General features: G+C 62.4%; 12 protein-coding genes. 10 read left to right on the top strand and 2 right to left on the bottom strand.

Going from position 1 to position 13,762, the window contains the following annotated elements; translation table 11 throughout:
* Window positions 1-28: 28 nt before the first annotated feature.
* The 4 genes from gatB to B6V76_RS14865 all read left to right on the top strand — a co-directional run bounded on the left by gatB (window position 29) and on the right by B6V76_RS14865 (window position 4,285).
* A complete protein-coding gene (gatB, locus tag B6V76_RS14880) occupies window positions 29-1,546 on the top strand; it encodes an Asp-tRNA(Asn)/Glu-tRNA(Gln) amidotransferase subunit GatB (protein WP_075775506.1) in 1,518 nt (505 codons plus the stop codon).
* 143 nt (window positions 1,547-1,689) lie between these two features.
* Window positions 1,690-2,661, top strand: a complete 972-nt coding sequence (locus B6V76_RS14875) for a DUF808 domain-containing protein (protein ID WP_075775507.1) — start codon at window positions 1,690-1,692, stop codon at window positions 2,659-2,661.
* 72 nt (window positions 2,662-2,733) lie between these two features.
* Window positions 2,734-3,477 (top strand): alpha/beta hydrolase, encoded by a 744-nt coding sequence (locus B6V76_RS14870; RefSeq protein WP_088727810.1) that lies wholly within the window; start codon window positions 2,734-2,736, stop codon window positions 3,475-3,477.
* A gap of 97 nt (window positions 3,478-3,574) precedes the next feature.
* Window positions 3,575-4,285, top strand: coding sequence for an alpha/beta hydrolase (locus B6V76_RS14865; protein ID WP_075775509.1), 711 nt, complete (start codon window positions 3,575-3,577; stop codon window positions 4,283-4,285).
* 94 nt (window positions 4,286-4,379) lie between these two features.
* Here the strand turns inward: B6V76_RS14865 and B6V76_RS14860 are convergent, their stop codons facing one another.
* Entirely contained in the window at window positions 4,380-5,306 is a 927-nt protein-coding gene (locus B6V76_RS14860; RefSeq protein WP_088727809.1) for a LysR family transcriptional regulator, read from the bottom strand.
* Window positions 5,307-5,416: 110 nt separating this feature from the next.
* Here B6V76_RS14860 and B6V76_RS14855 point away from each other — a divergent pair, with 110 nt between their 5' ends.
* Both B6V76_RS14855 and B6V76_RS14850 read left to right on the top strand, forming a co-directional pair.
* Window positions 5,417-5,860: a cupin domain-containing protein gene (locus tag B6V76_RS14855; RefSeq protein ID WP_088727808.1), complete on the top strand. Its 444-nt coding sequence runs from the start codon at window positions 5,417-5,419 to the stop codon at window positions 5,858-5,860.
* A 4-nt stretch (window positions 5,861-5,864) separates the two neighbouring features.
* The gene (locus B6V76_RS14850) at window positions 5,865-6,665 is read left to right on the top strand and encodes a glutathione S-transferase family protein (RefSeq protein WP_088727807.1); all 801 of its coding nucleotides are present in this window, start codon (window positions 5,865-5,867) and stop codon (window positions 6,663-6,665) included.
* A gap of 210 nt (window positions 6,666-6,875) precedes the next feature.
* Here B6V76_RS14850 and phaZ read toward each other — a convergent pair whose 3' ends face one another.
* On the bottom strand, window positions 6,876-8,186 hold the full coding sequence (gene phaZ, locus B6V76_RS14845; RefSeq protein WP_075775511.1) for a polyhydroxyalkanoate depolymerase: 1,311 nt from the start codon (window positions 8,184-8,186) through the stop codon (window positions 6,876-6,878).
* 110 nt (window positions 8,187-8,296) lie between these two features.
* Between phaZ and phaC the strand changes: the two genes are divergently transcribed.
* The 4 genes from phaC (at window position 8,297) to thrS (ending at window position 13,624) form a co-directional block, all read left to right on the top strand.
* The gene (phaC, locus tag B6V76_RS14840; protein ID WP_075775512.1) at window positions 8,297-10,090 is read left to right on the top strand and encodes a class I poly(R)-hydroxyalkanoic acid synthase; all 1,794 of its coding nucleotides are present in this window, start codon (window positions 8,297-8,299) and stop codon (window positions 10,088-10,090) included.
* A 143-nt stretch (window positions 10,091-10,233) separates the two neighbouring features.
* Window positions 10,234-10,683 carry a phasin, PhaP gene (locus B6V76_RS14835; protein WP_075775513.1) on the top strand — a complete coding sequence of 150 codons (450 nt, stop codon included), beginning with the start codon at window positions 10,234-10,236 and terminating at the stop codon, window positions 10,681-10,683.
* A gap of 150 nt (window positions 10,684-10,833) precedes the next feature.
* Window positions 10,834-11,382: a polyhydroxyalkanoate synthesis repressor PhaR gene (gene phaR / locus B6V76_RS14830; protein WP_075775514.1), complete on the top strand. Its 549-nt coding sequence runs from the start codon at window positions 10,834-10,836 to the stop codon at window positions 11,380-11,382.
* A gap of 292 nt (window positions 11,383-11,674) precedes the next feature.
* Window positions 11,675-13,624, top strand: coding sequence for a threonine--tRNA ligase (gene thrS / locus B6V76_RS14825; protein WP_075775515.1), 1,950 nt, complete (start codon window positions 11,675-11,677; stop codon window positions 13,622-13,624).
* Window positions 13,625-13,762 lie beyond the last annotated feature (138 nt).

The following is a 13,762-nucleotide window of genomic DNA, read 5'->3' as shown; positions in this document are numbered from 1 at the left end:
CCCAAGCCTTTACTGACAGGATGTGGACATGCTCGACCATCTCGAATTCCAAGCCCCCGAACCCAAGGTCATTGCCGGTGCCAAATCGGATTGGGAGCTGGTTATCGGGCTTGAAGTCCACGCGCAGGTGGCCTCGAAAGCCAAGCTGTTCTCGGGCGCCTCGACCAAGTTCGGCGCAGAGCCGAACTCGAACGTGGCCTTCGTCGACGCGGCGATGCCGGGGATGCTGCCGGTGATCAACGAGTTCTGCGTGGCGCAGGCGGTGCGCACGGGCCTCGGCCTCAAGGCCGACATCAACCTGCGCTCGGCCTTCGACCGGAAGAACTATTTCTACCCCGACTTGCCGCAGGGCTACCAGATTTCGCAACTCTACCACCCCATCGTGGGCGAGGGCGAAATCATCGTCGATATGGGCCCGGGCGTTGCCCGCAAAGTCCGGATCGAGCGTATCCACCTCGAGCAGGATGCGGGCAAGTCGATCCACGACATGGACCCGCATATGTCCTTCGTGGACCTCAACCGTACCGGCGTCGCGCTGATGGAGATCGTCTCGCGCCCCGACATCCGCGGCCCGGAAGAGGCTGCGGCCTATGTCGGCAAGCTGCGTCAGATCCTGCGCTACTTGGGCACCTGCGACGGCAACATGCAGAACGGCAACCTGCGCGCGGACGTCAACGTCTCGATCTGCAAGCCGGGCGCTTACGAAAAGTATCAGGAAACGCAGGATTTCAGCCATCTCGGCACGCGCTGCGAGATCAAGAACATGAACTCGATGCGCTTCATTCAGCAGGCCATCGAATACGAGGCCCGTCGCCAGATCGCCATCGTCGAAGACGGCGGCGAAGTGGTGCAGGAAACCCGCCTTTACGATCCCGACAAGGGCGAGACGCGCTCGATGCGGTCGAAGGAAGAAGCGCATGATTACCGCTACTTCCCCTGCCCTGACCTGCTGCCGCTGGAAATCGAGCAGGCCTGGGTCGACGATATCGGCGCCTCGATGCCCGAACTGCCGGACGCGAAGAAAGCGCGTTTCGTCAAGGAGCTGGGACTGTCGGAATACGATGCCTCGGTGCTGACCGCAGAGGTCGAGAACGCGGATTACTTCGAGGCCGTGGTGGCCGAGGCCGGTGACGGCAAGCTTGCCGCGAACTGGGTCATCAACGAGCTGTTCGGTCGCCTGAAGAAGGAAGACCACGACATCACCTCGAGCCCGGTCGATGCCGCGCAGCTTGGCGCTATCATCCGGCTGATCAAGTCCGACAAGATTTCGGGTAAGATCGCGAAGGACCTCTTCGAGATCGTCTACACCGAAGGCGGCGACCCCGAGAAGATCGTGGAAGAGCGCGGCATGATCCAGGTCACCGATACCGGCGCCATCGAGGCCGCCGTGGATGAAGTGATCGCCGCGAACCCTGAGCAGGTCGAGAAGGCGAAGGCCAACCCGAAGCTGGCGGGCTGGTTCGTCGGTCAGGTGATCAAGGCTTCGGGCGGCAAGGCCAACCCCAAGGCGGTCAACCAGATCGTCGCGCAGAAGCTGGGGCTGTAAGCCAAGCGAAATAGTGCGATCAAGGCGCCTTCGGGCGCCTTTTTCATGCCCGCCCGGAAAGAATTCGGGAACAAGTCTTCGCGCTTGTGGCTTGGGGAGACGCGCCCTAGGCTCACGTGGGCGTGAAGAGGAAAGGGTTTGCGATGAGTGGCTTGCTGGCGCTTCTCGATGACGTGGCGGGGATCGCCAAGGTGGCGGCGACCTCGATCGACGATGCGGCAGGTCAGGCGGCCAAGGCGGGCTCGAAGGCGGCTGGCGCGCTGATCGACGATGCGGCGGTGACCCCGAAATATGTCCACGGCTTCAAGCCCGCCCGCGAATTGCCGATCGTGGGGAAGATCGCGCTCGGCTCGATCAAGAACAAGCTGATTTTCCTGCTGCCTGCCGCGCTTCTGCTGTCTGCCTTCGCGCCGTGGCTGATCACGCCCTTGCTGATGCTCGGCGGGTCGTACCTGTGTTTCGAAGGCGCGGAGAAGGTCTATCACCTGTTCAAACCGCATGAGCCCGATGCCGAGGGCCATGTCGCGGCGGAGACCGCCGACCATCTCGAGGAAAAGCGCGTCAAATCCGCGGTGAAGACCGATTTCATCCTCTCCGCCGAGATCATGACCATCGGCCTCGCCGCCCTGCCCTCGGGCCAGCCGATCTGGATGGAGGCTATCGCGCTCGCCATCATCGGGATCGGCGTGACGGTGGTGGTCTATGGCTCCGTCGCATTGATCGTGAAAGCCGACGACGCGGGGCTATGGCTTGCCGAGAACGGCAAGCTCGGGCCGACGCGCGCGCTCGGGCGTGGCATCGTGCATGTGATGCCCAGATTGATGCAGTTGCTGATGATCGTCGGCACCGCCGCGATGATCTGGGTCGGCGGCAATATCGTGTTGCACGGGCTGGCGGAGCTTGGTTGGCACGCGCCCTACGACTGGATTCACCATCAGGCCGAAGCCGCCGCCCATGCGGCAGGCACGGCGGAAGGCGTCGTCAGCTGGGCGGTCACCGCGTTCTTCGACGGCGTCTTCGGACTGATCTACGGGCTGGTCCTGATCCCGGTCGTCACCCGGATCATCCAGCCGATCTACCGCGCCGTGACCGGCAAGGAAAAACCCGCACACTGAGCGCAAGCGGACAGGTTGAGGCCACCCGCGCCGCCCGATAGGCTGGGCGCGAACAGATCGCAGGGAGCGCAGATGACCGAGTATTTCGACACCCAAGAAGGCCGCCGCATCGCCTATAACCTGACGCCGGGCAAAGGGCCGGGCGTGGTGTTCCTCGGCGGGTTCAAATCCGACATGGAAGGCACGAAGGCGCTGGCGCTCGAGGACTGGGCCAAGCGCGAAGGCCGCGCCTTCCTGCGCTTCGACTATTCCGGCCACGGCGTCTCGGACGGCGCATTCGAGGACGGCGCGATCGGCGACTGGTTTGAGGATGCACGCGACGTGATCATGGCCAAGACCGAAGGCCCGCAGATCCTCGTGGGCTCCTCGATGGGCGGCTGGATCTCGCTTCTGATGGCGCGCGAACACCCCGAGAAAGTCGCGGGCCTCGTCACCATCGCCGCGGCCCCCGATTTCACCGAGGACGGCTATTGGGCGAGCTTCGACAAGGAAACCCGGCACAAGCTGGAAAGCGAAGGCTCCATCGCGGTCCCATCGGATTACGGCGAGCCCTATGTCATCACCCGCCGCCTCATCAACGAGGGTCGCGAGCGGCTGGTGCTGCGCAGCCCGCTGGCGCTGCCCTTCCCCACACGCTTCCTGCAAGGCACCGCCGACGAGGCCGTGAGCACCGAGACCGCGATTCGGCTGCTGGAGCATGCCGAGGGCGCGGACATGCGCCTGACCTTGGTCAAAGGCGCCGATCACCGCTTCTCGGATCCGGATTGCCTCGCGCTGATCGAGACCGCGCTGGCGGAGGTGCTGGCCCGGCTGTGATCCGCTGCTAGCGGCATTTCGATTTGCTTGACCTCGGCCCTTGCGGCACACTCGACGCGAGAAGCGCGAAAACGCGCCGCGATTGAGGTTTCGAGCGATGCCAAGCGATCCGCTGGTCTTTCTTCCCGGTTTCATGTGCGACGCGCGGCTGTTCTGGCACCCGCTGCAAGAGCTGTCTTCCGAGCGTTCGGTGATGGTGGCGCGGCTGCGCGGCACGACGATCGAGGAGATGGCACAGGCGGTTTTGGACGAGGCGCCGCCCCAGTTCGCGCTGGTCGGGCATTGGCTGGGCGCGGTCGTCGCGATCGAAATCCTGCGCCGCGCGCCCGACCGGGTGACCCAGGTCGCATTACTCGACGTCTCCCCCCTGCCCGAGATGCCGCAGATCGCCGCCGCGCGCGAAACCCGGATCGTGAAGGCGCTCACCGGGCGGCTCGACGAGATGATGCTGGAGGAAATCCCCGCCGACAGCCTCGCCCCCGATCCAGGCCGCGCTGAAATTCAGGCGATGCTGCTGGAGATGGCGGCAGGCTTGGGCGCCAACACGTTCGAGGCGCAATCCCGCGCCCTGATGCGCCGCCCCGACCTGCAACGCACGCTGCGCGCCACGAAAACCCGCGCGCTGCTGATGTGCGGCGAATACGACAAGATCTGCCCGCCCCGCCGGCACGAATTCCTCGCCGAGCTGATGCCGCACGCCGAGTTCCGCCTGATCCTCGGCGCGGGCCACCTGAGCCCGCTCGAGCAACCCGAGAAGATCACGCAGAACCTGCGCGACTGGTTGGAGGCGCCGTTATTGTTGGCGTGAGGCAGAGGGCCGCTATGCGGACGTTTCGGTCGTTCGCCGCGCGTGCTCGATTATGACAGCGCCTGCAAGGATCTTCGATGCGCCAAAGGAGTCATTACCGATTCAGGCCACGCATGATGCCGAAGACCAGTTCCCGCATCCAAGCCGCAAGTGGCGTATTTTGCGACCGCTTGTGCCAGATGCCAATTATTAGCGGTGGGTCGATTGGCATTGGGGGTTCGAACACTTGCAGGTCGAAGGTATCCGCGACATCCGCCGCCAATTGCGCCGGAACAAGCGCGATCAGATCGCTTTCGCGCACGGCGCGGCAGACGCCGGAAAATACCGGCACCGTCATCGCCACGTGGCGTTTGCGGCCGGCGCGCGCCAGTGCCGCGTCGCCCATGGAGGCGATGTTGCCCTCGGGCGAGAACAGGACATGATGCAGCGTGCAGAACACCTCGTAGGGCAACACATCGCCGGGAAGGAGCCCGACAAGACCTGGGTTCCCGCGACGCGCGATGACGTGAAAGGGGGACCGAAATAAGGCCTCCCGGCAGACCCAGTCCGGGAGCGTCGTGTCGGGGATTAGTGCGATATCGGCGTTTCGCCGGTCGAGACTTGCCACGTAGTCCTGCGGCACGAGGTCAATGAGTTGCGCGCGTATGCCCGGCGCCTCACGCTGCAACAAGTCGCCAAGCGTTGGCATCAGCATCTCGGCGAAGAAATCGCTGGCCGCAATCCGGAAGGTCCCCTCGGCGGTGCGAGGATCGAAACGGGTCGGCGGTGACAGCATCGCCTCGATCCGCTCCAGCTCCTGGCTGACCGGCTCTTTCAAACCCGCAGCGTAATCGGTGGCAACCAGGCTGTTTCCCTGACGCACGAACAGCGGGTCGCCGAGGGCATGACGTAGCCGCGACAGGCTGCCGGACACGGCGGACTGCGACAGGCCAAGCCGTGCGGCCGCTTTCACGGTCGAGCCCTCGCGGAAAATCGCGTCCAGCACGCGCAGCAGGTTCAGGTCAAACGTTGCGAAATTCATTTCAGCGATATCCTATATCGTGCAATACGGTTTGGTCGATACCGCTATTCACGGTTATCGTTCTTTCAACGAAAGCGCTTTCGTTTCAGTCCGGAACAAGGAGTGGAACGATGAAAGACCTGACCACCGACACCAGCGCCATCGAATGGCTGGGCGTCCACTACAAGACCATCCTGTCGCCCGAACAGACCGGCGGCGTCATGTCCATCGTCGACAGCCTGTCGCCGGTCGGAAGCGGGCCGCCGCGGCATGTGCACCAGACCGAGGACGAGACCTTCGTAATGATCACCGGGACCTGCAAGGTCTGGATCGACGGGGATGAACAGATTGCCTGCCCGAGCGAAAGCGTCTTCATCCCGCGCGGCACCAACCACACCTTCAAGGTAGTCGGCGACGAGCCGTCCCGGCATCTCGTGATCCTGACCCCCGGCGGTTTTGAGGCGTTCTTCGCCGAGATGGCCGCAGGTCAGTTCCGTATCCCCGAGGACATGCCGGCGATCGAGGAGGCCGCGGCGCGTCACAACCTGGCCTTCACAGGCCCTCCGCTGGACTGAACCCGTGAGCGCGAAACATATCGTCTACCACATTCCGGTCTGCCCGTTCTCGCAGCGGCTCGAGATCCTGCTGGCCCTGCGCGGCCGACAGGATGTCATCGAGTTCCGCGTCATCGATATCACCAAGCCGCGTGACCCTGCGCTGCTTGCAAAGACACGTGGCACCACCGCGCTGCCGGTGCTCGAGACGCCGGATGGCCGGATCATTAAGGAAAGCCTCATTGTCCTGCGTTACCTCGACGAGGTGATCGGCGGCCCGCCTCTGCGCCGCAAAGATCCGGTGAAACACGCCACCGAGTCCATGCTGATCACGCGCGAAGGACCTTTCACGATGGCGGGCTACCTTTTTGTCATGAACCAAGACCGCGACCGCCGGGACGCCTGCGCCGACAAGCTCCTGTCAATCTATCGCGACATCAATGACTTCCTGCTCGAGCACAACCCGGACGGACGCTACCTATTTGACGATTTCGGCCTGGCGGAAGCGGTGTTTGCGCCGATGTTCATGCGCTTCTGGTTCCTCGAATACTACGAGGGATTTCAGCTCCCGGACACGCCGGAATATCACCGCGTCCGCGCCTGGATGCAGGCCTGCCTGTCGCACGAGGCCACCGGCCAGGTCACCCGGGAAGAGATCGTGAAACTCTACTACGACTACGCGCTTGGCGCCGGAAACGGCGCATTGGTCGAAGGCCGTTCGGTCTCAAGTTTCACCTTTACCCCCCATTGGCGAGACCGCCCGTGGCCCCCTCGAGACAAATATGGCGATAACGCAAGCGACGAAGCTCTCGGACTCGTCGCCTGAGCTGTCTTGTTCGATATCATAAGGCACAAAACCAAGACCTGAATGGCGCTTGAGGGCCGGTTCCCACGATGACCGTCGCTGCGGCTGCGAACCGTATCTCCCAGACCGCGGTCAGAAAGGGCTCGAAACGGCCAATCGCCGCGATCGGCATTATACAAAAAACGCCGCCCCCTCGGAGCGGCGTTTTTTAATTCCAAACGGCGATCAAACTCACCCCGCCTCGGCCGTCTTCACCTTCTTTTTCCGGATCGGGGTGACCGTCGCGGGCTTGCCCTTCCCGGGCGCCGGGTTGTCGGCGTTCTCGTCGATGAAATCGAGCACGAGCGGGCGGATGTTGTTGCGCCAGTGCGAGCCTGCGAAGATGCCGTAATGGCCTGCGCCGGGCTCGAGGTGCTGTTGCTTCATCGAATCCGGCACGCCGGAGCAAAGGCCGAGCGCGGCGACGCATTGGCCGGGAGCAGAGATGTCGTCCTTCTCGCCCTCAACGGTCTTCACCGCGACTTTGGTGATCTTCGAGATATCGACCATCTTGCCGCCGACCTCGAAGCGGTTCTTGGCGATCTCGAGGCCCTTGAAGATACGCTCGACCGTCGAGAGGTAGAACTCGGCAGTCATGTCCATCACGGCAAGGTATTCGTCGTAGAAGCGGTAATGCTTGTCGTGCTCCGATCCTTCGCCAGAGGCCTCTTTCCAGATCTTGTCCTGGAAGGCCTGCGCGTGCTTGTCCATGTTCATCGAGATGAAGGAAGCGAGCTGCATCAGGCCCGGATAGACCAGGCGGCCCGCGCCCTTGTATTTGAAGCCCACGCGCTGAATCACCATCTGCTCGAGCTGGCCCATCGTGACGCGACGGCCGAAATCGGTCACTTCGGTGGCGGCGGCGTCGGGATCGATCGGCCCGCCGATCAGGGTCAGAGTGCGCGGCTGCGCGGCCGGATCCTCGGCGGCGAGATAGGCGGTCGCGGCCAGCGCGAGCGGCGCCGGCTGACACACCGCGATCACGTTGGTATCAGGACCCATCTCTTTCATGAAATCGACAAGGTAGAGTGTATAGTCCTCGATATCGAACTTGCCTTCGGAGACGGGGATATCGCGCGCATTATGCCAATCGGTCACCCAGACATCGGCGTCGGGCAGCAGCGAGGCCACGGTGGAGCGCAGCAGCGTCGCGTAATGGCCCGACATCGGCGCCACCAGAAGGATGCGCCGCTCCATCGGCTCGCGGCCGTGGACGTTGAAATGCACGAGGCTGCCGAAGGGCTTGTTGAGCACCGTTTCGACCTCGACGAGGTGATCGCGCCCGTCCTCGGCGGCGATCGAATGGATGCCCCAATCGGGCTTGATCACCATCCGCGCGAAAGAGCGTTCCGTCACCCGGCCCCAGGCCGACATGATCTTGAACATCGGATGTGGGGCGAGGCCCCAGACCGGGTAGGACGCCATGGCGCGCGCCGAGGCGCCCATCCACTCGTTCGTGTTCCTGAAGGTTTCCATCAGGTCGTAGGACATGATCGTTTTCATATGCAACTCCTCGGGGCCGGCCACGCGCACACTCGGCAACGGAAACGCCGCTTTACCCCAAGACTGCGGCGATATTATGCTGGTTCAGAGGATAGGGAGGATTATCGTTCATGACAACCGAGGAGACGGACAAAATTGCTGCATCGCAGAAGATGCAGGAGAACCTCGCCCGCATCGAGGAACTGACAGAGCGGATGGTCGATGCGATCGCTCAGAAGCGCCCCGTGAATCCCGCCCTCGAAGGCCCCGGCGCCGATCTCTATTTCTCCTCCTCCGCGGCCATGATGAACGAATGGCTGGAGAAACCGTCAAAGATCCTCGAAGCCCAGGTGAATTACTGGGGTCAGGCGATGAAGCATTACCTCGAAGCGCAGGAGGCGCTCGCCAAGGGCGCGTTCCGCCCACCCGAGGACACGGGTCCTTCCGACCCGCGTTTTGCCAATCCGCTCTGGGATAGCCATCCCTATTTCAACTATATCAAACAGCAATATCAGATCGCGGCGCAGGGCGTGCGCGAGACGGTCGACAAGCTCGAAGACCTGGATCCGGTGGACCGTCAGCGGCTCCAGTATTTCTCGCGCCAGATCATCGACCTGATGGCGCCGACCAACTTCCTCGCGACCAACCCTGATGCGCTGGAAAAGGCGATCGAGACCGAGGGCGAGAGCCTCGTGAAAGGGCTCGAGAACCTCGTGCGCGACATCGAGGCGAACCGCGGCGACCTGCTCGTGACGCTGGCCGACAAGGACGCCTTCACCGTGGGCGAGAATATCGGCACCGCCGAGGGTTCGGTGATCTACCGCAACCGTCTGTTCGAGCTGATCCAGTATACGCCGACCACCGAGAAGGTACACAAGACGCCGCTTCTGATCTTCCCGCCCTGGATCAACCGCTTCTACATCATGGACCTGAAGCCCCAGAACTCGCTGATCCGCTGGATCGTCGATCAGGGCTTCACCCTCTTCGTGGTCAGCTGGAAGAACCCCGACAAGAGCTATGCCGATGTCGGCATGGACGACTACGTGCAGGAGGGCTACCTCACCGCGATCGACGAGGTGAAGAAGATCACCGGCGAGAAGAAAGTCAACGCGGTCGGCTATTGCATCGCGGGTACCACGCTGTCGCTGACGCTGGGCCTGCTGAACAAGCGCAAGGACAAGTCGATCAACTCGGCCACCTTCTTCACCACGCTCACCGATTTCTCGGATCAGGGCGAGTTCGCGGTCTTCCTGCAGGACGATTTCGTCGACGGGATCGAGCGGCAGTGCAAGGCCGACGGCGTGCTCGACAGCTATTTCATGTCGCGCACCTTCTCCTACCTGCGCTCGAACGACCTGATCTATCGGCCTGCGATCCGCAGCTACATGATGGGGGAATCCCCGCCTGCTTTCGATCTGCTGTTTTGGAACGGCGACTCGACGAACCTGCCGGGCAAGATGGCGGTCGAATATCTTCGCGGCCTTTGCCAGAAGGACCGCTTCGCGCGCGAAGGCTTCGAGGTGCTGGGCGAGACGGTCAAGGTCTCCGACGTCAACGTGCCGCTGATGGCGATCGCCTGCGAGACCGATCATATCGCGCCCTGGGTCGCGTCCTTCAACGGGGTCGCGAAGATGGGTTCGAAGGACAAGAGCTTCATCCTGTCACAATCGGGCCACATCGCCGGAATCGTCAATCCGCCCAGCAAGAAGAAATACGGCCACTACACCTCCGAAGCGCCGGTCGCGAATCCCAACGAGTGGAAAGCGCAAGCCGAGTTTCACGAGGGAAGCTGGTGGCCGCGCTGGGGCGAATGGCTGGCCAAGAAATCCGGTGCGATGGTGCCCGCACGCCAGCCCGGCGATGCCGATCACCCGATTTTGGCAGACGCGCCCGGCACTTACGTCAAAGAGATGGTAAAGATATAACCTTCCCGATTGGGTTGTGAATTTTCTGCGGCGCAGCAATTCTTCTCTTGAAATGCTGCGCCGCAGCATGTATATACGTTGCGTAACCCAAAGGGCCCCGCCAACGTTCCAGACCACGGGCCCCAACCCAACGGAGCACTCACATGGCCAAGACCCAAGACTACACCAAGATCATGCAGGACATGATGGCGTCCTTCCCCGTCGACACCTCGAAATTCCAGGATGCGTTCAAATCGCAAGCTGCCCTCGGCGAGAAGATGTCGAAAGTGGCGCTTGAAGCTGCCGGCAAGTCGACCGAAATCTCGACCAAATGGACCAAGGGCACCCTCGACAAGATGGGCGACCTGACCAAGACCAAGGAAGAGCCCGCCGATTACGCCAAGGCGATGAGCGACTTCGCGTCGGCTTCCGCCGAGATGGCTGCCGAGAACATGGCTGCCTTCGCTGAAATCGCGAAAAAGGTTCAGATGGACACCGTCGAGCTGATGATGGCCGCTGGCAAGGACATGTCGGAAGAAGCGTCCGCCACCGTCAAGAAGGCGACCGCCGACATGACCGCTGCGTCGAAGAAAGCCGCAACGGCTGCGAAATAAGACCTCAACGCGGGCACCGGCCTCCTCCTCCCAGCCGGCCCTGCGTATCTCGGGCGCGCCTTCGCGGCGCGCCCTTTTTCTTTTATTGATTTTGGCAGCGCGGCGTCTCACAATCGCTGCACACGCATAATCCGGGGAGGATCGCATCACATGGCCGCAGACGAAAAGCCCTTGCTGATCAAGCGTTACGCCAGCCGCCGTCTCTATAATACCGAGACCAGCGATTACGTGACGCTCGAAGACATCGCGAAATTCATCCGCGAGGGGCGCGAGGTGCAGATCGTCGATCTGAAATCGGGCGACGACCTGACACGGCAATATCTGCTGCAGATCGTGGCCGAGCACGAGAGCCGCGGCGAGAACGTTCTGCCCGTTGATGTTCTGACCGATCTGGTGCGCTCCTATACCGGCGCCGCGCAATCGGTGGTGCCGCAATTCCTCGCCGCGTCTTTCGAGATGCTGCGCGAGGGGCACTCGCAGATGCTCGAGAACATGAACAAGATGCCGAATCCGATGAGCTCGATGCCGGGTTTCGAGGCGCTGCAGGCGCAGCAACAGGCCTTCTTGCAGAACATGATGGCGGGCTGGGGAACCGCCGGCTCGTCCGGCCCCGCGCCGGACGGTGGCGACGATCGCGGCGAGCTGGACGCGATCAAGAAACAGCTCGCCGATCTGCAGAGCAAGCTCAACAAGATGTAAGGAGAGGCGCCCGAGAGGCGCCTTTTTCCTATCCCACGCAAGGGGGCGCTGCCCCCTCGGCGCGTCGCGCCTCACCCCCGGGATATTTTCGCCAACACGAAGGGGCAGCCGCCTCTGGTCCTCGCCTTGGTCGCAATATCCCCGGGGCTCGCAGGGCGGGGTCAGACCCCCCTGCGACGTCTCCCCCACCCCCTCCCCATTGACAGCCGCGCCCTGCCCGCGCAAAAGGCTCTGGAACCATATATCCCGCAACCGGGCGTTCCGTGGGCGCCAAACCGACGAGGAGGACGACATGTCCCAGATCTCCCTCACCTTTCCCGATGGCAATTCGCGCGACTACGACGCAGGCGTGACGCCGGCCGAAGTGGCCGCCTCCATCGCACCTTCGCTGGCGAAGAAAGCGATCTCCGCGCAGGTCAATGGCGCGCATTGGGATCTGCAATGGCCGATCCAGGAAGACGCGCAGATCGCCATCAACACGATGCAGGATGACGGCCCCGCGCTGGAGCTGATCCGCCACGACCTCGCCCATATCATGGCCCGCGCCGTGCAGGAGCTCTATCCCGGTGTGAAGGTCACGATCGGCCCGGTCCGCGACAATGGCTGGTTCTACGATTTCGACCGCGAAGAGCCCTTCACCCCCGAAGACCTCGGCGCGATCGAAAAGAAGATGCGCGAGATCATCAACGCGCGCGACGCCATCAAGACCGAGGTCTGGAGCCGCAAACACGCGATCGACCATTATCTGGCGACGAATGAGCCCTACAAGGTCGAACTGATCAACCGGATTCCGCAAGGCGAGGACATCCGGATGTATTGGCACGGCAACTGGCAGGATCTCTGCCGTGGTCCGCACCTGCAGCATACGGGTCAGGTCCCGGCGGATGCATTCAAGCTGACCCATGTGGCCGGCGCCTATTGGCTGGGTGACTCGAGCCGCCCGATGCTGCAGCGCATCTACGGCGTGGCCTTCAAGACCAAGAAGGACCTAAACGCCTGGGTCACGATGATGGAGGAGGCCGCCAAGCGCGACCACCGCAAGCTCGGTCGCGAGATGGACCTGTTCCACATGCAGGAAGAGGCACCGGGCCAGATCTTCTGGCACCCGAACGGCTGGACGATCTACACCGCGCTGCAGGACTATATGCGCCGCAAGCAGCGCGATGACGGCTATGTCGAGGTGAACACGCCGCAGGTGGTGAACCGCAGGCTCTGGGAAGCCTCGGGCCACTGGGAGAATTATCAGGAGAACATGTTCATCGTCGAAGTCGACGAGGATCATGCACGCGAAAAGACGGTCAACGCGCTCAAGCCGATGAACTGCCCGTGCCACGTCCAGATTTTCAATCAGGGCGTCAAATCCTATCGCGACCTGCCGCTGCGCATGGCCGAGTTCGGCTCCTGCGCGCGCTACGAACCTTCGGGCGCGCTGCACGGAATCATGCGCGTGCGCGGTTTCACGCAGGATGACGCACATATTTTCTGCACCGAAGATCAGATCGAGGCGGAAACCGAGAAATTCATCAAGTTCCTCTCGGGGATCTACGACGATCTCGGCTTCACCGACTGGCGCATCAAGCTGTCGACGCGCCCCGAAAAGCGCATCGGCAGCGATGAGAGCTGGGATTACACCGAAGCCGCGCTCGGCAACGCCTGTAAGGCCGCCGGTTACGACTACGAGATCTTCGAAGGCGAAGGCGCGTTCTACGGTCCGAAACTGGAATTCGTGCTGACCGACGCGATCGGGCGCGACTGGCAATGCGGCACGCTGCAGGTCGACACCAACCTGCCCGAGCGGCTGGATGCGGAATTCGTGGGCTCGGATGGCGAGCGCCACCGTCCCGTGATGCTGCACCGCGCGGTGCTGGGCTCGTTCGAGCGTTTCATCGGCATGCTGATCGAGAACTTCGCCGGCAAGATGCCGCTCTGGCTCGCGCCGCGTCAGGTGGTCGTCGCGTCGATCGTATCCGACGCCGACGATTACGTGCTGGAAGTGACCTCGAAGCTGCGCGCCGCCGGTATCCGCGCCGAGGCCGACACCCGCAACGAGAAGATCAACTACAAGGTCCGCGAGCACTCGCTCGGCAAGGTTCCCTATATCTTCGCGATCGGGATGAAAGAGGTCGAGGAGCGCACGGTTTCGGTCCGCAAGCTCGGCGATACCCGCACCTCCACGGTGGCGATCGACGAGATCGTGGCACAGCTGATCACCGAATCGACGCCGCCCGATTTGCGCGAATAATCGCCAATTCAACGGCCTATCTCGAATTTTCACAGACCTGTGAGGGGCTTACGCCCCTCATGGAATGTCATTGCATTTTCGCAATTCTCGGAGAGACTTGAATACGCGTGTGTTACAGACTTTCCTACCGCCTCGCTT

Origin of the sequence: Thioclava sp. IC9 (assembly GCF_002213225.1) — a bacterium.
Taxonomy (GTDB): Bacteria; Pseudomonadota; Alphaproteobacteria; order Rhodobacterales; family Rhodobacteraceae; genus Thioclava; species Thioclava nitratireducens.
This window is presented reverse-complemented; position numbering and strand designations above follow the sequence as displayed.

Coding starts and splice junctions, on each gene's coding strand:
- phaZ (WP_075775511.1), bottom strand. CDS start 8,186: ATGAAAACGATCATGTCCTACGACCTGATGGAAACCTTCAGGAACACG.
- thrS (WP_075775515.1), top strand. CDS start 11,675: ATGTCCCAGATCTCCCTCACCTTTCCCGATGGCAATTCGCGCGACTAC.
- B6V76_RS14860 (WP_088727809.1), bottom strand. CDS start 5,306: ATGAATTTCGCAACGTTTGACCTGAACCTGCTGCGCGTGCTGGACGCG.
- B6V76_RS14835 (WP_075775513.1), top strand. CDS start 10,234: ATGGCCAAGACCCAAGACTACACCAAGATCATGCAGGACATGATGGCG.
- B6V76_RS14865 (WP_075775509.1), top strand. CDS start 3,575: ATGCCAAGCGATCCGCTGGTCTTTCTTCCCGGTTTCATGTGCGACGCG.
- B6V76_RS14875 (WP_075775507.1), top strand. CDS start 1,690: ATGAGTGGCTTGCTGGCGCTTCTCGATGACGTGGCGGGGATCGCCAAG.
- gatB (WP_075775506.1), top strand. CDS start 29: ATGCTCGACCATCTCGAATTCCAAGCCCCCGAACCCAAGGTCATTGCC.
- phaR (WP_075775514.1), top strand. CDS start 10,834: ATGGCCGCAGACGAAAAGCCCTTGCTGATCAAGCGTTACGCCAGCCGC.
- B6V76_RS14855 (WP_088727808.1), top strand. CDS start 5,417: ATGAAAGACCTGACCACCGACACCAGCGCCATCGAATGGCTGGGCGTC.
- phaC (WP_075775512.1), top strand. CDS start 8,297: ATGACAACCGAGGAGACGGACAAAATTGCTGCATCGCAGAAGATGCAG.
- B6V76_RS14870 (WP_088727810.1), top strand. CDS start 2,734: ATGACCGAGTATTTCGACACCCAAGAAGGCCGCCGCATCGCCTATAAC.